Raw genomic sequence first — 21,122 nt, 5'->3', positions numbered from 1 at the left:
ACGAGGCAAATTCCTCGTCTTTTCTATTACTTCTCTTCAAATAATAATGCTTCTAATTCATTTAATTTCTCTTCAAATACTTGCAATGCTTCTTTTACTGGTTCTGGAGATGCCATATCTACCCCAGCTTTTTTCAGCACTTCAATTGGGTAATCTGAGCTTCCTGCTTTTAAGAACTCATTAATGTAACGTTCTACTGCTGGTTGCCCTTCTTCTAAAATTTGTTTAGATAGAGCCGTCGCTGCACTAAAGCCTGTTGCGTATTGGTATACGTAATAGTTGTAGTAGAAGTGTGGAATACGAGACCACTCTAAACCAATTTCTTCATCGATTACTAAAGCATCACCGAAATATTTCTTATTTAAATCATAGTAAATCTCTGTTAACATGTTTGGCGTAACCGCATGTCCCTCTTGTACTTTCTTATGAATAATATGCTCAAACTCTGCAAACATCGTTTGACGGAATACAGTACCACGGAATCCTTCTAAATAATGATTTAATAAGTATAGACGCTCTTTCTTATCTTCTGTCGTTTTTAATAAATAATCGTTTAGAAGCGCTTCATTACAAGTTGATGCTACTTCCGCAACGAAGATTGAATAGTCACCGTATACGTGCGGTTGCGTTTTTCTTGTGTAGTAACTATGCACCGAATGACCAAACTCATGAGCAAGTGTAAATAAATTATTTACATTATCATGCCAGTTCATTAAAATATACGGATTTGTTCCATATGCACCAGATGAATATGCTCCGCTTCGTTTTCCTTTATTCTCATACACATCTACCCAGCGATTTTCATATGCTTCTTTTAAAATATCAACATACTCATCACCAAGCACATTTAAAGACTTTAATAACATGTCTTGTGCTTCTTCATACTTCACGTTCATTTTCACTTCTGGTACAAGTGGTGTATATAAATCATACATATGAAGCTCATCAAGCCCTAGTGCACGCTTACGAATATCAATGTAACGATGTAGCAAGTGTAAATTATCATTTACAGATTCAACAAGTTGATCATACACCGCTTCAGGAATATTATTATTACTTAATGCAGCTTGACGTGCAGAATCGTATTTGCGAACTCGGGCATTGAAATTATTACGTTTCACAGCTCCGCTTAACGTACTTGCAAATGTGTTCTTATATTTTCCGTACGTTTCATATACAGCTTTGAACGCATCTTCGCGTACACGACGATCATCACTTTCTAAAAACTGAATGTAACGACCATGTGTAATTTCTATTTCTTCTCCATCCTCGCCTTTAATAGATGGGAATTTCAAATCCGCATTATTCAACATACCAAATGTATTACTTGACGCACTCATTACTTCAGATGCTTCTGCTAATAAAGCTTCTTCCGCTTCAGATAATACGTGAGGGCGTTGACGCGTAATTTCTTCTAACGCATGCTCATATACACTTAAGTCTCTATTTTCTTTCAAGAATGTTTGCAGTGTATCTTCTGAAATTGATAAAATTTCAGGCACAATATATGCTGTGCTACTAGATACTTGTGAATATAAATTTGTTGCGCGGTCATTTAATGCTTGATACACAGAGTTTGTTGTATCTTGATCGTAACGCATATGTGCATATGTATATAACTTACCTAATCGCATTGAAATTTCATCTTCATATTGCAATGCTTCAAGTAAATTGTTCGCAGAGTCACCAAGTTTCCCTTTAAATTCAGTTAACTTCGGTAATAGCTCTTTAATAGCTTGGAATTCTTTTTCCCATTCTGCATCTGTTTGGAAAATATCTTCTAATCGCCACGTACTTGATTCTTCAATCTCGTTGCGATCCGGTAATGTTTTTGCTGTGTTTTGTTCAGACATCCTTTAAGCCCTCCTTTAAATATCTCTACTTACATACAATTCGATTTTTCTTATGTAATTCCTTCACGATCAGTCTTTATTATATCCCCTTTTCCTTCTCTCATGTTGTACTTTGCCTCAAATAAAGATAAGGCATACGCTAAGCAAATTGCATCATATTTTATAACTTCCTCTTCAGTTTTTAACATAGCTATCCCCCTTATTTTCCGGTACTTATAAGTCCCTACTTTACGTAATACGCCTGCATAACATAAAAATGTCATATACTCAGTAACTGCTACTTTCCATATATGTGGTGAAAAGTACGGGAGCATCCGCCTTTTCGTATACTTTTTCACATAGCTACACGCATACTCGAGGGAAATACACTCCCCTACTGCAAGCTTACCTATACACTTCATATATAGAAAAGCTTGCCATATAAATGGATTTGTTTGAAAAGCGAATGAGGACGGGAGCGGCACACCAATTTCAGAAGGGAAATTTGCTGGGGTACATTTACATTGATACAAGAGGCGTAATAGTGACTTATGATTATAATTCCAAATAGGCAACGCATTTTTTCGAAAATAGTCCTTTCGCTGCTTCCATTCTCGGTCTAATATTTCTTTTTTGAATGGAACAGGAGAAAAGAGCATTTCAAAAGTAGTCGTTTCAGTTGGTAAATATATAATATGTGAGAAAGAGATGCTTGTAGAAAACAAAGTGAGAAACGCGCACCTCATAAATGATTTTTGTTTCGAACAGAAGAAAATAAGAAGTGGCTGAGGATAAGATTGTAAGGAGAAAGCCATAAGAGAGGAGAATTTCATCCAATATGCAGAGTGCTTTTTCAATTGATTTCCACCAATGATCCAAATGACCTGTATACCAGCTCGCCAATACGAATAGGTTCGTTTGTACAGCTGTTCTATAGAGAGATTTGCGCATTGGTATTCAATCGCAATTTTTCTCCCTGCTCTCTCTATGAAAATATCTGGTCGTTGCTGAATCTCTGGCAAATAATGCTCTATATCTACATGAAAATTTTGATGTTTGAACCATCTATATAGTAATTCTTTACCGTGCCTATGATACATAGATTCTGCTTCATAAAAGGCAAGGCACGCATCCATTTTTTTATGAGCAAAATGCCAGCTTTTTTGCTTCCCTAATTTCATTTGCACTTCCTTCCCGCAAGCTACACAAAAGAAACTTTCCCTTTTACGCATACGGTGTAAAAGCTCTTCATCATGATGATAGAGTAGATGAATTTTTTCTCCGTTTTCTCTTTTGGCGATAAACATCGTAATCACACCCTTTCAGCTCCTTATATTCTACAATTTATTACAAATTCCTTTTAAAAAAGAGATGTCCCAATTTCGGACATCTCTTTTTATAATAAAGGCGATAATAATCGATACGTTGATTCAACAATTCGTCTATGAAGACGCCTTTTATGAAAACGATCAACATGGATTTCACTGGATTCTTCTATATCCTCTTTAAAATCTTGAACAAGTTTTCGAATGCTATCTGTATCATATAAAAAAGCATTTACTTCAAAGTTCAAATGAAAACTTCTCATATCCATATTAGCTGTCCCAATTGAAGCTAAATCAGAATCAACAATAACAACTTTACTATGAAGAAAACCTTTTTCATATTCATATATCTTTACCCCTGCATCTAAAAGCTCTGGGAAGTACGATCTCGATGCGTAAAAGACAGTGCGCTTATCAGGCTTACTCGGCATTAATAAACGAACATCAATACCAGCAAGAGCAGCTACCTTTAATGCGGATAAAATATCATCATCAGGAATGAAATACGGCGTCGCAATCCAAATGGATTTCCGCGCAGAAGCGATCATAGCAAAGTATAAATGTTTAATTGTTTCCCATTTATTATCCGGTCCACCTGCAACGAGCTGCACGCCTCCCCAATGATCTCCCTCAACTGCTTTCGCTTGTAAATATTCAGGGGCGAGCACAGCCTCACCAGTCATATAAAACCAATCTTGAAGGAAAATAAGTTGCAAGCTTTGAACAGCTTCACCACGCAAATATAAATGCGTGTCTCGCCAAAAACCGAAATACTTATCCTTTCCTAAATATTCATCACCAATATTTAATCCACCTACAAATCCTTCATTTCCATCGATAATTACGATTTTTCGGTGATTTCGGTAATTAATCTTATCGTTTAAAATCGGAAAGCGCACAGGAAAGAACGGAATCATTTCGACACCTGCATCGTTTAATTCTTCAATATACGAATTCGATAATCTAAAACTTCCAACCGCATCATATAAAAACCGAACGACTACGCCTTCTTTTGATTTTTGTATTAAAATATCTTTAATTTCGGTTCCAAGCTTATCATCACGTACAATGTAATATTCCATATGAATGTGATGTTTCGCTCGTTTTAATCCATCTAAAATAGCCTGAAACGTTTCATCTCCATTTGTTAATGTTCTCGTTTCAGTTTGAAATGAAATATTTAAAGCGCCTAAACGATCCGCTAAACGAAATAACAGCTCTTGATGCTTATGATTGCGCAAAATCCGTTCCTCGTAATCTTCATGCCCCTTATATTGTAAAAATGCTTGTTCATCGAGCAACGCCTTCTTTTGGAACATTCTCTTCCTCCGAAAGTTCTGTCCGAATAATAAATAAGCGAAGAATCCAAACACCGGAAAAATCCCTAACACAATGAGCCATGTAAGTGTTTTAGACGGATGACGGTTCTCTAGGAAAATAACGCAGCCAATTAAAAATGCAGATACCGTAAATAAAATACTAATAATACCTAAAATCGAAACATCTTTTATTCCGATTACATCCGAATAAAATGCTACGTCAATAAACATACGTAACGAAACAAATAATGCGAACAATAGTAAAACAAAGAAAATCAACTTTAACGTATTTTTCATCTCTTACCTCCTTACTAAGAAAGCTTTCCTATTCTTCATATAAAAAGCCGATTTCATACTACAGAAATCGGCCTACGTTTTAGCAGGAAAATTATTGCGAATTGTTTCAAGTGCATGCTCTTTCACAATTTGTTTTCCATACTCACTTACACGATGAATTGTTAAAGTTGATTCTTCTCCGTATTCTAAAACAATACTTAAAATACGATCAATTTCTTCCTCATCATGTAGCACTTCATCGAATTCCACATATACATAATAGCGGTTCTCAAATGAATACAGCTCATCTTTTATATCTTCAAAGATAAGACGGTGGCTTAATGAAATAACATCTTCAAAATCATTAAACTTAATTAAAAAGCCAAACGTACCATCTTCGTTAAAGTTTGTGCCTGCTTGTTCTTCTACCTCTTCCACTAATTCTTGCTGGAATAATGATTCAATGCCTTCATCTAACGGAATGTCTATAATTTTATCTACACCTATAGGTAGTTCTAACTTTTGTCCATCCTTTGAAAGCTCTGCTTTCGTTACAAGTACTTCAATCCCTTTATCGACTGCTTGCACTTGAATCCATAACGGTCCATCAATAAAGAAATCGTCATGATCACGAGCTTCGTCCATCATTTCCCAAAAGAGCTCTTCGCTTCTTTCGCGGTCGTACCAAATCTCCTCACGATTAAAGCCTCTGTCCTCTATATCAATGTACGTAATAAAAAATTTCATCGTATGGTCATTAATTCTTTCAATATCCAAAATACAACTCTCCCTTCCTGCTTAGAATTGTTATGAAGGGATTCCCCACTCATATGACAAATCAATAGATTCTTGTACTCTCATTTTATGATAAGATTCTCCAGAATGGAAATAAAATCGATTTATTTTACAAAAATAGTTATATGCCTATCTTCATTCGATGGTCTACACAAATATATCATTATGGCGATTTCTCACTCATAAAAAATTTGGACATACATTTCCACCTTCCCCCGTACACTGTACTAAAGTGAAACTTTTATTTGAGAAGATGATGTAGTCTCTCACTTCACCACATACATATAGTTCGCTTATTAAAACATCATAAATGGAGGCAGACGAATGGACTTAGAGTTTTTAACATCTGTACTAATGATTGTCGGTATCGATGTTGTATTAGGTGGTGACAACGCAATTGTCATCGCACTTGCTAGCCGAAATTTACCTGAATCAAAACGAAATAAAGCCATTTTGATCGGTACTCTTTTAGCAATCGTACTAAGGATTGTCCTTACTATACTAGCTGTCTATTTACTCGACATTCCATTTCTGCAACTGATCGGCGGGATTTTACTTACATTAATTGCAGTAAATTTACTAACTGATAATAGCAACGATCTTTCTTCTATCCAAGGAAAAACAACTTTATTTCAAGCTGTGCGTACAATTGTATTCGCGGACCTTGTTATGGGATTTGACAACGTTATTGCCATTGCAGGGGCAGCTCACGGAAGATTTTTACTTGTAATAATCGGCTTACTCATTTCTATCCCGATTATTATTTGGGGCAGCAAACTTATTTTAATACTTATGGAACGCTTTCCATTCCTCATTTATTGCGGGGCGGCAATTCTCGCTTATACAGCAGGAAAAATGGTCACACATGAAGACAGACTTGCAACTTTTTTTCATAACAACCCAAGTTTCACTGCAAGCATTCCTTACTTATTTATTTTCACCATTTTATGCATCGGTATTATCGTTCAACAAGTTCGATTACGGAATGTGAAACATTAAAAAAAACCTTCTACTATATAATAAGTAGAAGGTTTTCATATTATTATAATTAATTTACAAGACGCTGTGCTTCACGTAATTGGAACGTTCTTACTGTACGTGGTAAGAAACGGCGGATTTCGTCTTCATTGTAACCTACTTGAAGGCGTTTCTCGTCAATCATAATTGGACGACGTAAAATCCCTGGATAGTCACGAATCATCTTATATAAATCTTGAAGTGGTAAAGACTCTAAGTTTACATTTAATTCTTGGAAAACTTTCGAACGAGTAGAAATAATCTCATCCGTTCCGCTTTCTGTCATACGTAAAATCTCTTTAATTTCCTCAATCGTTAATGGATCTGAGAAAATATTACGTTCTGTATAAGGAATATGATTTTCCTCTAGCCATAATTTCGCCTTTCTACAAGACGTACAGCTTGGAGAACTATATAATGTTACCATACAAAGCTCACTCTCCTTAAAGAGTACAAATTCTGTACTAATTACAGTTTAAATTTCTAAATTCAGCAATTTTTTGCGATACCTTGTCTTATAATAAAGTGCAAAAAATCGCATTTCATGTAAGCAACAACTTTTAGCAAACAACAATTACTTTTAATAAGTAACTTCTATAATCATTATACAATAGATTTTGCAAGAAATATACAGTAAATTTCCTTCTAATTGAGAAAACTCTTCCGTGTATTCCACTGCTATGTAACATGACTACACTCATTTCAGCTGTTCTTTAACAATAATACCCAACCCTATTAACGCTTGCTTTTCATAGATTTTTCATATGATTTATAGTTATTTTCCCATAATCTTTCCTATGAAAAAGAGAACGTTTTCTTACCTTTTCTTGATAAATCAATTATGAAATGTAAGACTATACAAGTGAGAACCAACAAGAACGTTTGTTCTTATTTTAACAAACATTCTCATTCATGTCCATATGATTTGGAAAATAAACTAAATATTTTTCTGACATTTCTTTCTTTTTTATCTTTTATCTCATACAATAAAAATACAGACAGGCAAAGGGGGAATTTGCAAATGATTGCTTTTTTTATTGATTTTGTCACTGTTGCTGCCCTCATCATCGGAATAACAGCATTGATTGGTGTCATTACAAATAGCATTGGTGAAAAACTCTTTGGCGGAAAAGAAAAGATGAAGTTTGTTAATAAAAGTTTGGATGTACAATCCGGCTGGAACGAGGTCGGCGGGAAAGGTATTTATAAGAAACGTACGTATTAAAAAAAGCAGGCGGTTAGCCTGCTTTTTTTATTTTTCTACGGATGCCCACTTAAAGCTTAATTCGCCGCCATATTTGTGGATATAGACATCTTTAATTGTTTCTCTTTCTAATATAGATCTACCGCGTTGGAATACTGGTGCAATTGCTGCATCCTCAAATAAGATTTTTTCCGCTTTTAACAGGTCATTCCAACGTCCTTTTACATCTGAACCCTCTTGCTTTGCCTTTTTAATTAGGCCATCATACTGGGCATTAGAATAACTCATTTTATTTTGTGAACCATCTGTTATAAACATATCAAGGAATGTGATTGCATCAGGGAAATCAGGTCCCCATCCAGTAAATGAAATATCAAATTGTCCACTATCTTCTAGTTTTAATTTTTGTGCAAATGGTTGCATTTTAATTGTTACTGTTAGACCTGGTAAATTCTTTTCTAATTCTCCCTTTACATACTCACCAATTTTCTTAGATTCTTCATTATCAAAGTTTAAAAATTCTAGTTCTATTTTATCCTTACCTAATTCTTTCTTTCCTGCTTCCCAGAATTTTTTAGCTTCCTTCACATCTACTTTTGAAAGTTTTCCATTTTCTTTTCTGAAATCCTGCTTATCTGGTCCCTTAACAAAATCAGATGGTACTAAACCGTAAGCTCCCTTAGAACCGTTGTTTAAAATAACTTCACCAATACCATCTCGATCGTATGCACTAGAAATAGCCTTACGAATATTTTTGTTAGCTAAAGCTGGATTTTTTTGATTAAAACGTAAGAAGAATACAGTTGGATCATTAATTGTTTTAAAATCTTTTTGCCCTTTATACTTATCAACTAATTCTGCTGATAAACCGACTCTGTCAATCGCATTCGTATTATACAAATTAACAGCTGCTCCTGTATCTTTTACAACATTAAAATTAACTTCTTCTAATTTCACTTCTTTTTGATCCCAATAGCTTGGATTTTTCTTTAATTGGAAACTTTGTTCATGTTTCCATTCATTTAATACAAATGGACCGTTATACAAAGTTGTATTTGCTTCCAAGCCAAATTTTTCTCCCTGTTCTTTCATATACTTCTCATTTAATGGGAAAAATAGTGGGTAAACCGTTAAATCAAGAAAATATGGAACTGGATTATCCAATTCAACTTCAAATGTATGGTCATCTATCGCTTTTACACCTAATTGATCCGGTGATAGCTCTCTTTTATTAATTTTCTCTGCATTTTTCACATCTAGCATAATATATCCTGATTTCGCAGCCGTATCAGGGTTAACAGCTCTTTGCCATGCATATACAAAATCTTTTGCTGTTACAGGATCACCATTCGACCATTTAGCGTCTTCACGTAATTTAAATGTATATTTTTTACCATCTTCAGATTTCGTATGGGATTTCGCTACACCTGGAACTAACTTATCGCCTTTCCCAAGTCGATATAGCCCTTCCATTGTATTATTCATAACTTTTGAAGAAGCAGCATCCGAGGCAAGTGTTGTATCCATTGTCGGAATTTCAGACACTTCTGTTAGATTAATAACTTGCTTCGCACCGCTTTTCCCGCTATCCCCTTTTGCGTTCGCTTGCGGTTCATCTTTTTGATAGCTACATGCCCCTAACATCATGCTCATCGCTACTGTTGATACTACAAATACTGGCATCTTTTTTTTCATACTTCCACCCTCCACAAAAATGTTAGCCCTTTCATTTTCAAACAAATAGAAATATATATATGTTCTAACAATTCATATTATACACACAAATATATTTTTTGTATATTTATATTTCTATTTCATTAAAATTTTCTATTAAAAAAATAAACCTTTGTAAACGTTTCATATTGCTGATTATCCTTACTAACGTGTTGAAAATAATAATTTTTATATTTTTCTAAATTATCAGAGAAAAATAAATTTTATATTTTATAATACTTCCTGCATAATTATCCTTCTCTTTTTATCATAAAATAGCGCCCCCTTCATAATAAAGATATGTAGGTTAAAATGAGTGCAAAGGATAAGAAAGTATGTTACGATACACTTTGCTAAAAATAGATATCGGTAAAGAGGGGACGGACATGACAGCAATTCAGGCAAAAAACGGGCCGACAGAGAAATTAAGTTTATTCTTATTAACATGGCCTATTTTTCTAGAAGTTTTTCTATTTATGTTAATGGGGATCGCTGATACTTTCATGTTAAGTGCATTATCAGACGATGCTGTATCTGGGGTTGGTGCAGCGAATCAATACCTCCATATCGCTATTTTGGTACTAGAAGTCATCGGGAACGGCGCAGCTATCGTCGTATCTCAATACCTCGGTTCCAAACGTTTTATGGAAGCATCTAAAATATCAGCTTTAGCCGTCACATTAAATTTAGTGGTCGGACTCGTTATAAGCGCTGGTTTTCTTTTATTTTCAAAACATATGATGATGGCAATGAACTTACAAGGCGATGTACTCATGTATGCGCAAAGCTATTTATCCATCGTCGGAGGGGCTATTTTCCTTCAGGCTATTATTAATTCATTAGCCGCAATTATCCGCGTACATGGCTTCACAAAGCAAGCGATGTTTATTTCACTTGGAATGAACATTATTCATATCGCTGGAAACTACGTACTTATTTTCGGGAAATTTGGTTTCCCAGAGCTCGGTGTACAAGGGGCTGCCATTTCTTCTGCTGTCAGCAGATTAATCGCACTTATCGTTTTCTTCTGGTTACTGTACCGCGTTATGGAATACCGTGTGAAATTACAATATTACTTCACCTTATCAAAAGAATACATCGGAAAAATTTTAAAGATCGGGATTCCATCTGCATTTGAGCAGGTTATGTATCAAGCTTGCCAAATCGTCTTCTTATACTATGCAACATACTTAGGAACAGAATCATTAGCAGCTAGACAATACGCTACGAACATTTCTATGTTCACGTATTTATTCGCTATTGCAATTGGTATGGGAACAGCCATTATTATCGGGCGCCTCGTTGGCGGTGGCGAAAAAGACGAAGCGTATGAACGAGTATGGAAAAGTGTAAAATGGGCAATTGGTGTCACTTTATGTATGGTCGCTCTCGTTATTACGTTCCGCACACAATTAATGGGACTGTTTACAGATAATCCGCACATTATCGCGTTAGGTGCAAGCGTTCTTTTATTAAGTGTACTACTTGAAACAGGGCGTACGATGAACATCGTCATTATCAATTCACTTCGCGCAGCTGGCGATGCAAAGTACCCAGTTTTAATCGGCGCATTCTCCATGGTATTAATGAGCTTACCGCTCGGTTACTTTTTCGCCTTCCATTTAGACATGGGACTCGTTGGTATTTGGTTAGCAATTGCTATTGATGAATGGACACGTGCGATTATTATGTTCTTCCGCTGGAAAAGTAGAGCCTGGGAGCGTTATGCACTTGTTAAACCTGAAGAACAAGAGGAGTTTGTTTCTATTCCGGCACAGTAATACTCATTGAATCAAATGCATGTATTCACTTACAAACAAATGTTAACAATAAAACTGTTTATATAGTAGAAAAACAGCCAATCTTCCATAACGGAAGATTGGCTGTTTTATTATTGATAAATCTCTTTATATTTCTTATACTCCGCTTCAGAACATAGTACAAAATGTCCTGGGCGAATTTCACGCATTGTTGGTTCTTCACTACCATAATTATGCTGAGATGGATCGTATACGATACGTTTACGATTGCGCTCATAATCTGGATCCGGAAGTGGAATTGCTGATAATAGTGATTTTGTATATGGATGAATTGGATTCGCATATAACTCATCACTTGTTGTTAGCTCAACGATTTGACCACGGTACATTACGCCAATGCGGTCACTAATGTATTTTACCATTGATAAATCGTGGGCAATGAATAAGTATGTTAAACCTTTTTCTTTTTGTAGCTTTTTCAGTAAGTTTACAACTTGTGCCTGAATTGATACGTCAAGTGCTGAGATTGGCTCATCCGCAATAATAAATTCAGGTTCTACAGCAAGTGCACGAGCGATACCGATACGTTGACGTTGTCCACCTGAGAATTCATGCGGGAAACGGTTTGCGTGCTCTTTATTTAAACCAACTGTGTTTAATAATTCATGAACACGGTCCATACGCTCTTTTTTGTTTTTTGCTAGTCCGTGAATATCGATACCTTCTGCAATAATATCCCCTACTGTCATACGAGGGTTTAATGATGCATATGGATCTTGGAAAATCATTTGCATTTTACGGTTGAATTTCTTCAGCTCTGCGCGCGATTTTTTACCATGTACATTTTCACCATCGAATAACACTTCACCAGCAGTTGCATCATATAAACGAATAATCGTTCTTCCAGTTGTTGATTTACCACAACCTGATTCTCCTACAAGACCAAATGTTTCACCGCGGTAAATATCAAATGAAATATCATTAACCGCTTTGACAACACCACCACTCACGTCGAAGTGCTGCTTCACATTTTTTACTTCAATTAATTTCTCGCGTTGTTTAGTCATGTTGTTCACCTGCTTTCATTTGAAGAATGCGTTTTTCAACAACTGCCGGCGGTTTTACTTCTGGAGCTTGCTCGTGAAGTAACCAAGTTGCCGCATAGTGTGTATCACTTACTTTAAATAAAGGTGGGTCCATTTCAAAGTCAATTTTCAATGCCTGCGGGTTACGTGGTGCAAAAGCATCTCCCTTTGGCGGCTTCAATAAATCTGGAGGCGTTCCAGGGATTGCATATAACTCTTCTTCTGAACCATCTAAACTTGGCATAGATGCGATTAAGCCCCAAGTATACGGATGTTTTGGATTGTAGAAAATTTCATCTACAGTTCCGATTTCAACAACTTTACCAGCGTACATAACTGCTACGCGGTCCGCAACGTTCGCCACTACACCTAAGTCATGCGTAATGAAAATGATTGCTGCTTCTGTTTTTTGCTGAATGTCTTTCATAAGTTCTAAAATTTGCGCCTGAATTGTAACGTCTAACGCTGTTGTCGGCTCATCGGCAATCAATAATTTCGGGTTACAAGCTAACGCCATCGCAATAACTACACGCTGTCTCATACCACCTGAGAATTGGTGAGGATATTGTTTTAAGCGAGCTTCTGGATTTGGAATACCTACAAGGTCGATTAATTCTAAAGCAACTTTACGTGCATCTGCTTTACTCATCCCTTGGTGTTTAATAAGGCCTTCCATAATTTGATTTCCAATTGTCATCGTTGGGTTTAATGATGTCATTGGATCTTGGAAAATCATCGCGATATCTTTACCACGAACTTGTTGCATTTCTTTTTCTGTTAATTTCGTTAAGTCACGACCTTCAAATACGATTTCACCATTTTTAATACGTCCAGGAGGATTCGGAATTAATCCCATTAACGCTTTAGAAGTAACTGATTTCCCAGAACCAGATTCTCCTACAATCGCTAATGTTTCTCCTTTTTTCAAATCAAAAGTAACGCCGCGCACAGCTTGTACTTCACCTGCATGTGTATCAAAGGAGACTTGTAAATCTTTTACCTCTAACAATGTTTTCATCTTTGCCTCTCCCCTCTTTTACTTACGCATTTTTGGATCTAACGCGTCGCGTAATCCGTCTGCCATTAAGTTAAACGCTAAAATTAATATACTGATGACAACCGCAGGGATGAACATCATATGCGGATACGTTTGAATTGATTTATAACCGTCATTTACAAGAGAACCAAGTGATGCGAATGGTGGCTGGATACCTAAACCGATGAAGCTTAAGAACGCCTCACCAAACACCGCTGTTGGAATTGTAAACATTGTCATTACGATAATTGGTCCCATTACGTTCGGGATTAAGTGTTTTACAATTAATTGTGTATTTGTTGCACCTAATGTACGAGATGCTAATACGTATTCTTGGTTTTTTAATTTTAGGATTTGTCCACGAACGATACGCGACATCCCTATCCAACCTGTAATTGCCATTGCGAGTGTAATTGACCATATACCAGATCCCATAATGATTACCATTAAAATAACGATGATTAAGTATGGAATACCGTTAATAATCTCCATAATACGTTGCATAATGTTATCTACTCTACCGCCATAGAACGCTGAAATACCTCCATATGCAACCCCAATTACTAAGTCAATCGCTGCTGCTAAAAGAGCGATATATAATGATACACGCGTACCTTCCCATGTTCTTGTCCATAAATCTCGTCCAAGATCATCTGTACCAAACCAGAAATACTCTTTAATATCACGTTTTTCATATTGATCAACACCATATTGATCTGTACCGTCAAATGGTAGCCAATGAACATTTTCAATAACAGGAATTTTCGGTGGTAATTTCGCACGACCTAAGTCTTGCTCTTTATACGAGTGTTTGCTTACCATCGGTCCTAAAATTGCTAGTAATATAATAAGCGTTAATAAAACGAAACCGAACATTGCTCCTTTATGTTGGAACAAACGTCTTCTTACATCTTGCCAAAACGTTAAGCTTGGACGGGCAATGACTTCATTATCCACATTATTTTGATTGGCTTGTTGAAATAAATCTGGAGATAATTTTTGTACATCTTTCATCATTTTTTCCCTCCCGCTAAACGAATTCGAGGATCAATAATTCCGTATAAAATATCGACAATGAAAATAACTAAAATGAAGATTGCACTATAGAAAATTGTAGTTCCCATAATAACTGTATAGTCATTCACTGTAATAGATTTTACGAACTGTTCCCCTAGTCCAGGTACAGCATAAATTTGCTCAATAACTAATGTTCCTGTAATTAAACCTGCAACCATTGGTCCTAAAATTGTTACAACTGGAATTAACGCGTTACGAAGTGCGTGTTTAATAATAATAACGCCTTGGCTAATTCCTTTCGCTTTCGCTGTTAAAATGTAGTCAGCTTGCATAACCTCAATTAACTCCGCACGAGCGAAACGTGCAATTGTTGCGATAACTGCCATCGATAAAGCAATTGTAGGCATTACTGTAAACTCTGGTCCTTTCCAGAATGCTACTGGGAACCATCCAAGTTTTACCCCTACGAAATATTGTAGTAATGCGGCGAATACGAACGATGGTACCGACATCCCGAGTACGGAAATAATTGTCGCCCCATAATCGACCCACGTATTGTTACGAAGCGCCGCAACGATTCCTAAAATTAAACCGATAAATGTACCTAATATAATCGCTTGTAAACCAAGTTGTGCTGATGGTCCAATGCGATCCACAATCATATCTGTTACTGGACGGTTATCATATTGGAATGATACCCCTAAATCACCTTTTGCTAAGTTACCTAAGTAACGTGCATATTGAACTGGTACTGGATCATTTAAGCCATATTTTTCAAGAATGATTTCTTTTTGTGCCGGTGATAGCTTCTCCTGGTTTTTAAGCGGAGAACCCGGAAGTAATTTCATCAAAAAGAAAGTCAGTGTAGTAATTAAAAATAATGTCAAAGCCATGTACACGAAACGTTTTAATACATAACGTCCCATAGTCAAGCACCTCCCCGTTTTTCTCAAAAGCAATAAGATAGTTTAAAATATTCTTACTTTTATTTTTTTAAAATAAGAGCATATGCCCATCATAGGCATATACCCTTATTCATGATGGAAACCATTTTTAGTTTTTGAGTTCAACCCACTTATAGCTAAATTCCCCGCCATATTTATGTTCTAATAGGCCAGTAATTGAACCACGTTGTAAATATGCTTTTCCAGGTTGATATACTGGAGCAATCGCTGCATCTTCAAGCAATTGTTTTTCTGCTTGTAATAATGCATCCCAGCGAGCTTGTACATCAACTTCTGTTTTCGCTTTTTTAATTAAATCATCATACGCTGCATTTGCATAATTTACTTTGTTTTGCGCATTACCTGTCGTATACATTTCAAGGAATGACATTGGATCCATATAATCTGGACTCCATCCCGCATATGACATTGCATAATCTCCACTTGCTTCAAGTTTTAATTTTTGTGCAAATGGCTGCATTTTTGTTGGAACTGTTAAACCTGGTAAGTTCTTTTCGAATTGGCCTTTTAAATACTCTCCGATTTTTTTTGCATCATCAGTATCAAAGTTTAATAGCTCTAACTCTACTTTGTCTACACCAAGTTCTTTTTTACCAGCTTCCCAGTATTTTTGCGCTTCTTTAATATCCTCTTTTATAAGCTTTCCGTTTTCTTCACGGAAGTCTTTTCCATTCGGACCTTTTGCTAAGCCTTTCGGAACAAAACCATATATACCCTCTGAACCATCGTTTAAGATCACTTTTCCGATATTTTCACGTTCAAAGGACATTGCAATTGCTTTTCGGATATTTTTATTTGCTAAAAATTTATTCTTTTCATTTAAGCGAATAAATTGTGTAGATGGTCTCTTAATCGTTTTAAAGTCAGCATCTGATTTGTATTTATCTACAAACTCTGATGTTAAGACTACACGATCAATTGCTTTCGTTTCATATAAATTTATAGCAGTTGAACGATCCTTAACAATATTGAAGTTTATTTCCTCAAGTTTTACTTCTTTATTTTCCCAATACGTTGGATTTTTCTTAAGTTGGAAACTTTGTTCATGTTTCCATTCATTTAATACGAATGGACCATTATAAAGTGTCGTATTGGATTCTAATCCAAATTTTGCTCCTTGTTCTGTTACAAACTTTTCATTCAAAGGATACAATGTTGGATAGACTGTTAAACTTACAAAATAAGGAACAGGGTTATCTAATTCCACTTCAAGTGTATGATCATCAATTGCCTTTACACCAAGTTCTTCAACTGGTAATTCTTTTTTGTTAACTTTCTCCGCATTTTTAACATCAAATAGTATGTAAGCAAACTTGGCACCCGTGTTTGAATCTACAGCTCTTCGCCAAGAATAAACGAAGTCTTTCGCTGTTACAGGTTCACCATTAGACCATTTCGCATCTTCACGTAACTTAAATACATACTTTTTGCCATCCTCTGATTTCTCATAAGATTTAGCGACACCTGGAACAAGTTTATCGTCTTTCCCCAGACGATATAATCCTTCCATTGTGTTATTCATGATGTTAGAAGATGTTGCATCTGTTGATAACGTCGTATCCATAGTTGGGATTTCAGCTGTCTCGGTTAGATTTAAAACTTGCTTGTTTGAGGATTTTTCTTTTGCGCCTGCTTTATTATCCTCTTTTTGGTAACTACAAGCTCCTAACATACTGACAGTCAACGTCGATGCAAGTAATAACGGTATCTTTTTCTTCATGTTGTGTTGCCTCCCCTAATTGCACTTCCTGCACCCTCACTTGTAAAAAAGTAGAATTGAAAGAATAATCTCCAAGTTTCTACAATTTTCATTATACATATAATATAACAATTGTGAATATAGTTTTTTGTTTTTTTGTTAAAATTTTTAATAAAATGTTTATATTTTTATTTTTTTGTAAAGGGATACGTTAACATTGCTACCATCATCTTGAAATCAGACCTTTAATTGCGTATAATTTTCAAAAAATTAATTATAGTACATATTATAGCTTTTATAGTATAATAATTCTAGTAATATTTTGACGGAGGGGAACATTTTGAATAAAGTTTTTTTTCATACTTGTATACTAATTTTCATGGCGATAATCGCTTCTAGTATTGGCGCATTCCTCGTTTCATCGCAGTTTTTGTTGAATTTTGTCAACATCTCGTTTTATATCGCACTATTTTTTATTCTTGTTGGCGGTTTTTTATTCATATTTCAAAATGGATTTTTCAATGTAACAATTTACGCCTTTCAAAGAGTATTTGGTACGAACAAAAAAATTGAGTCCTTAATTGAAGAAGTAGAGGAACCTGTTGATAAGAAAGAACGTATTTATAAAACATATTCATTCAAATGGACGTATCCAATTTGTATTACAGGTATCGTTCTTGGGTTGTTCTCGACCCTCATTAGCTTTACTATTTTGATGTAGTTTGCAAACACTATCCCATATGATATAATAATCAGCAAAACATTTTGTTATAAAACTTTAGTTCTTTCATATTAAAAGAGCTCAAGTAACAATAAATAAATTTATATGTATGCGATGATAAAGAAGAGTACATATTGAGGCAATTTCAGAGAGCTTGTGGCTGGTGTGAACAAGTAATTGTACAGTATGGAATGGGCTTTTGAGCACCAAACCGAACCGAAAGTAGTAGGCTTTGGCGTTATATCCAAACGTTATGATGGATTAGAGAGATTTCACAGTAGTGAAATAATTAGGGTGGTACCGCGGTCCATTCGTCCCTATAGTTTTTTGGGATGAATGGGCTTTTTTGTTTGCCTTCTCTTCCCTATCACGCATTCAAATTTAGGAGGAATTACTTATGTCAGTTATCTTTTCTGGTATTCAGCCGAGTGGAACGATTACACTTGGAAACTATTTAGGAGCTATGAAGCAATTTACAGAGCTTCAAAATGAGCACGACTGTTATTTCTGTATTGTAAACCAACATGCGATTACAGTACCTCAAGATCCCGTACAACTTCGTAAAAACATCCGCAGTCTTGCTGCACTTTATGTAGCATGCGGCATCGATCCTGAAAAAGCTACTTTATTTGTACAGTCAGAAGTACCAGCACACGCTCAACTAGGATGGATTATGCAATCAGTTGCTTACGTTGGAGAATTAGAGCGTATGACGCAATATAAAGATAAAGCATCAGGTAGAGATTCCGTTCCAGCTGGATTACTTACGTATCCACCATTAATGGCTGCTGATATTTTACTTTACAACACTGAAATCGTACCTGTCGGTGATGATCAAAAACAACATATGGAACTAACACGTGACCTAGCAGAGCGTTTCAACAAACGCTTCCGTGAAGTGTTCACTGTTCCTGAAATCCGTATTCCAAAAGTAGGCGCTCGCGTTATGTCATTAACAGAGCCTACGAAGAAAATGAGTAAATCTGATCCGAATCCAAAATCAATGATCAGCATGCTTGATGAACCAAAAACAATTGAAAAGAAAATTAAGAGTGCTGTAACTGATTCTGAAGGTATTGTGAAATTCGATAAAGAAAACAAACCTGGCATCTCTAACTTATTGACAATCTACTCTTCATTCTCTGGAAAAACAGTAGAAGAAATCGAAGCAATGTACGAAGGAAAAGGATACGGCGACTTCAAAGGCGACCTAGCACAAGTAGTCGTAGAAGCAATTCGTCCAATCCAAGACAAATATAACGAACTAATCAGCTCACCAGAACTAGACGAAATTCTAGACAAAGGTGCCGAAAAAGCAAACCGCGTTGCATTCAAACAACTACGCAAAGTAGAAAACGCAATGGGATTAAGTAGAAAACGTAGGTAACTTATAAAGCGGAGGCAGCTCGTTCAGCTCTGACTGGCTAAGGTTCTTTCGCATAGAAGACGCTTTTTGTCTTCTTATGCGGAAGGTTCTTAGACACGAAGAGCTCGCTGCCGGAGCTGGATTTCATATAAAGCGGAGGCGGCTCGTTCAAAATATTCGGTGGCTGAAGCTAAGTTACAACAAATAAAAAAACCGCCAATTGGCGGTTTTTTAATTTACCTTTTGCTCGTTTTCCATTTCCCATAACTTTTCAAAAAATGGCTGTCCTTTTACGAGACGCTCACATAATTGTTCGTGCTTCTCAGACCAACCCGTTTTCGCTTCATCGTACAGTTTAGACCAAATATCTTCAAATTCCATATGTTGAACCATTCCGTATGCTGATGGATCCCACTCTGTGAACCAATAGCGAATCTCTGCTGTGTTTTTCGTTGTATGTAATTGATCTAACGCCATAAATAATAATTGTTTCAGCTGTCTTTCTTTACGAGTTAAGCCATTCATAATGAAAGGTGATGGTGATAAAATATGATGTTCTTTTTCCATTTCTTCTACTTGGAACTCATACTTTTCTGCTTGTACGTTTTCTACCATCTCATATACCATCTGCTCTTGGCGCGGTATAAGTCTACTTTTTCGGATTGGTACATTATAACCAATTGTGTCAATCGCAATAATTCCTTTTCCATCTGTAACTACAAAGCAATACTCTTGCTGCAAACGTTCATGATTTTTACGAATATAAGCCTTATGATGTACGTCTTCCAACATTTTTTGCGGAAGCTCTAACAATTCGTCCTCGATGTAATGATATAATGTGGAATCTACTTTTAATAATGGCACTTGATCTAATAGCTCAATCGTATCATCTTTTCGCCATTCGTAAAAATGACAAACGTTATACCCATTCTCTTCACCTTCAAACCAATTTACCCATACATCATGTAGATATAACATTCACTACCCCTCACTTCACTACTGTTTGTATCAATCATTATGTTCAATTTTTCTAAACTTTATTCCACCTAAGGAAATATATTCTAATTATTATTTTTTCTTCTATTAATACTAAAAAAACAGGAAATAGAGCTCCTGTTTTTTATATATGAAATGTATTCGCTTTATTCAATATTTCTTTCGCATCTATAGATAATAAAGAAAGTGTATCTATAGATGCGGAAGCTACACAATCTTTGACAATATGAAATCCAAGTGCATAGCCAAGCATCTTCGGATAAGAATGAAATCCATTTAATAAAATGTCGTGCTCCCTTGTTCCTCGTTTTATACTTATTCTTTCCTGTACAACGTTTTTCCAATAATAAATAGCCTCATCTTTTGAAAGATACGTCGTCCACGGTGCATTGTTTTTTTCTGAGTACCTTTCTGCTACTGCTTGCTCAGCTAATCCTTCCATAATCATCGTATCAAGTAATGTATACTCTGTTTCTTTCGTATCCATTTGATGCAACCTGCATATGTGGTGATATTCATGTGCCAATAACACTTTTAACTCTTCCACCGAATTCCGTCCACATACGAATAAGAAAATAACGTGACGCATAGATAATCCTGCCCTGCCGTTATACTCTTCTTGTACAGTTCGATTATAGGAATCTGATAATAAAATAAAGACAGGGACATCTGGACCTTTTAACCAATTTTTTAGTTTCTCATACTCTGTACGTAATTCTTTCCAAACTTCCTTTTTCTCTAACTCTTTAATTTCTTGTTCTCCTCGCATAACCGGGCGATACATACCTTTAGAAATTAAAAAGCGATACAACCTTTCTTTTGGAAGCGGAATATACTTCGTAAACTTCTCACAGAGCTTTTCTGGCCGTCCGTAATATAGATGTAACCACTCGGCAGTTTCAACAATCCCCATCTTTATCCCTCCTTTTTCTTATGTATATGCAAAAGGAGAAAAAGGCGTAAAAATAAATAAGGAGTTTTTTCGCAATATATTGC

18 protein-coding genes and 1 other annotated feature are annotated in these 21,122 nt (G+C 35.8%); of the genes, 5 read left to right on the top strand and 13 right to left on the bottom strand.

The window, feature by feature from the left end:
• Window positions 1–26: 26 nt before the first annotated feature.
• From pepF to mecA, 4 genes are all read right to left on the bottom strand, one after another.
• The gene (gene pepF / locus AC3WVA_RS10065; RefSeq protein WP_492321882.1) at window positions 27–1,853 is read right to left on the bottom strand and encodes an oligoendopeptidase F; all 1,827 of its coding nucleotides are present in this window, start codon (window positions 1,851–1,853) and stop codon (window positions 27–29) included.
• 50 nt (window positions 1,854–1,903) lie between these two features.
• Window positions 1,904–3,148: a competence protein CoiA gene (locus AC3WVA_RS10060; RefSeq protein ID WP_098344747.1), complete on the bottom strand. Its 1,245-nt coding sequence runs from the start codon at window positions 3,146–3,148 to the stop codon at window positions 1,904–1,906.
• An 80-nt stretch (window positions 3,149–3,228) separates the two neighbouring features.
• A complete protein-coding gene (locus tag AC3WVA_RS10055; protein ID WP_048526701.1) occupies window positions 3,229–4,773 on the bottom strand; it encodes a cardiolipin synthase in 1,545 nt (514 codons plus the stop codon).
• Window positions 4,774–4,845: 72 nt separating this feature from the next.
• A complete protein-coding gene (gene mecA / locus AC3WVA_RS10050) occupies window positions 4,846–5,529 on the bottom strand; it encodes an adaptor protein MecA (protein WP_000350711.1) in 684 nt (227 codons plus the stop codon).
• 342 nt (window positions 5,530–5,871) lie between these two features.
• On the opposite strand from mecA, the gene AC3WVA_RS10045 reads away from it, so the two are divergent.
• Window positions 5,872–6,546 (top strand): TerC family protein, encoded by a 675-nt coding sequence (locus AC3WVA_RS10045; protein WP_098344748.1) that lies wholly within the window; start codon window positions 5,872–5,874, stop codon window positions 6,544–6,546.
• A 49-nt stretch (window positions 6,547–6,595) separates the two neighbouring features.
• Here the strand turns inward: AC3WVA_RS10045 and spx are convergent, their stop codons facing one another.
• A complete protein-coding gene (spx, locus tag AC3WVA_RS10040; RefSeq protein ID WP_000258267.1) occupies window positions 6,596–6,991 on the bottom strand; it encodes a transcriptional regulator Spx in 396 nt (131 codons plus the stop codon).
• Between the two features lie 594 nt (window positions 6,992–7,585).
• Here spx and AC3WVA_RS10035 point away from each other — a divergent pair.
• Complete coding sequence (locus AC3WVA_RS10035) at window positions 7,586–7,789, top strand: hypothetical protein (RefSeq protein ID WP_000559976.1); 204 nt, start codon at window positions 7,586–7,588, stop codon at window positions 7,787–7,789.
• A gap of 27 nt (window positions 7,790–7,816) precedes the next feature.
• On the opposite strand, the gene AC3WVA_RS10030 is transcribed toward AC3WVA_RS10035, so the two are convergent.
• A complete protein-coding gene (locus tag AC3WVA_RS10030; protein ID WP_071757022.1) occupies window positions 7,817–9,463 on the bottom strand; it encodes a peptide ABC transporter substrate-binding protein in 1,647 nt (548 codons plus the stop codon).
• Window positions 9,464–9,816: 353 nt separating this feature from the next.
• Here AC3WVA_RS10030 and AC3WVA_RS10025 point away from each other — a divergent pair, with 353 nt between their 5' ends.
• Window positions 9,817–11,262, top strand: coding sequence for an MATE family efflux transporter (locus AC3WVA_RS10025; protein WP_492321881.1), 1,446 nt, complete (start codon window positions 9,817–9,819; stop codon window positions 11,260–11,262).
• Between the two features lie 110 nt (window positions 11,263–11,372).
• Here the strand turns inward: AC3WVA_RS10025 and AC3WVA_RS10020 are convergent, their stop codons facing one another.
• The 5 genes from AC3WVA_RS10020 to AC3WVA_RS10000 all read right to left on the bottom strand — a co-directional run bounded on the left by AC3WVA_RS10020 (window position 11,373) and on the right by AC3WVA_RS10000 (window position 17,064).
• Window positions 11,373–12,308, bottom strand: a complete 936-nt coding sequence (locus AC3WVA_RS10020) for an ABC transporter ATP-binding protein (protein WP_000166346.1) — start codon at window positions 12,306–12,308, stop codon at window positions 11,373–11,375.
• Entirely contained in the window at window positions 12,301–13,344 is a 1,044-nt protein-coding gene (locus tag AC3WVA_RS10015; protein WP_000854346.1) for an ABC transporter ATP-binding protein, read from the bottom strand. Before AC3WVA_RS10015 ends, AC3WVA_RS10020 begins: the two co-directional genes overlap by 8 nt.
• 18 nt (window positions 13,345–13,362) lie before the next feature.
• A complete protein-coding gene (gene opp3C, locus AC3WVA_RS10010) occupies window positions 13,363–14,379 on the bottom strand; it encodes an oligopeptide ABC transporter permease (protein WP_000974099.1) in 1,017 nt (338 codons plus the stop codon).
• A complete protein-coding gene (gene opp3b, locus AC3WVA_RS10005; RefSeq protein ID WP_000534165.1) occupies window positions 14,376–15,305 on the bottom strand; it encodes an oligopeptide ABC transporter permease in 930 nt (309 codons plus the stop codon). Before opp3b ends, opp3C begins: the two co-directional genes overlap by 4 nt.
• A 127-nt stretch (window positions 15,306–15,432) precedes the next feature.
• Window positions 15,433–17,064 carry a peptide ABC transporter substrate-binding protein gene (locus AC3WVA_RS10000; protein WP_098344749.1) on the bottom strand — a complete coding sequence of 544 codons (1,632 nt, stop codon included), beginning with the start codon at window positions 17,062–17,064 and terminating at the stop codon, window positions 15,433–15,435.
• A 319-nt stretch (window positions 17,065–17,383) separates the two neighbouring features.
• On the opposite strand from AC3WVA_RS10000, the gene AC3WVA_RS09995 reads away from it, so the two are divergent.
• On the top strand, window positions 17,384–17,764 hold the full coding sequence (locus AC3WVA_RS09995; RefSeq protein ID WP_071758296.1) for a DUF3899 domain-containing protein: 381 nt from the start codon (window positions 17,384–17,386) through the stop codon (window positions 17,762–17,764).
• 105 nt (window positions 17,765–17,869) lie between these two features.
• Window positions 17,870–18,086: a binding site (T-box leader), on the top strand.
• 75 nt (window positions 18,087–18,161) lie between these two features.
• Window positions 18,162–19,151: a tryptophan--tRNA ligase gene (trpS, locus tag AC3WVA_RS09990; RefSeq protein WP_000110997.1), complete on the top strand. Its 990-nt coding sequence runs from the start codon at window positions 18,162–18,164 to the stop codon at window positions 19,149–19,151.
• A 210-nt stretch (window positions 19,152–19,361) separates the two neighbouring features.
• Here the strand turns inward: trpS and AC3WVA_RS09985 are convergent, their stop codons facing one another.
• Together AC3WVA_RS09985 and AC3WVA_RS09980 are read right to left on the bottom strand one after the other, a co-directional pair.
• Window positions 19,362–20,108, bottom strand: a complete 747-nt coding sequence (locus AC3WVA_RS09985) for a YjbA family protein (RefSeq protein ID WP_098344750.1) — start codon at window positions 20,106–20,108, stop codon at window positions 19,362–19,364.
• Window positions 20,109–20,250: 142 nt separating this feature from the next.
• Window positions 20,251–21,039, bottom strand: a complete 789-nt coding sequence (locus AC3WVA_RS09980) for a DUF2268 domain-containing putative Zn-dependent protease (protein WP_098344751.1) — start codon at window positions 21,037–21,039, stop codon at window positions 20,251–20,253.
• Window positions 21,040–21,122 lie beyond the last annotated feature (83 nt).

It is taken from the genome of Bacillus sp. EB106-04-02-XG92, assembly GCF_058791995.1.
This window is presented reverse-complemented; position numbering and strand designations above follow the sequence as displayed.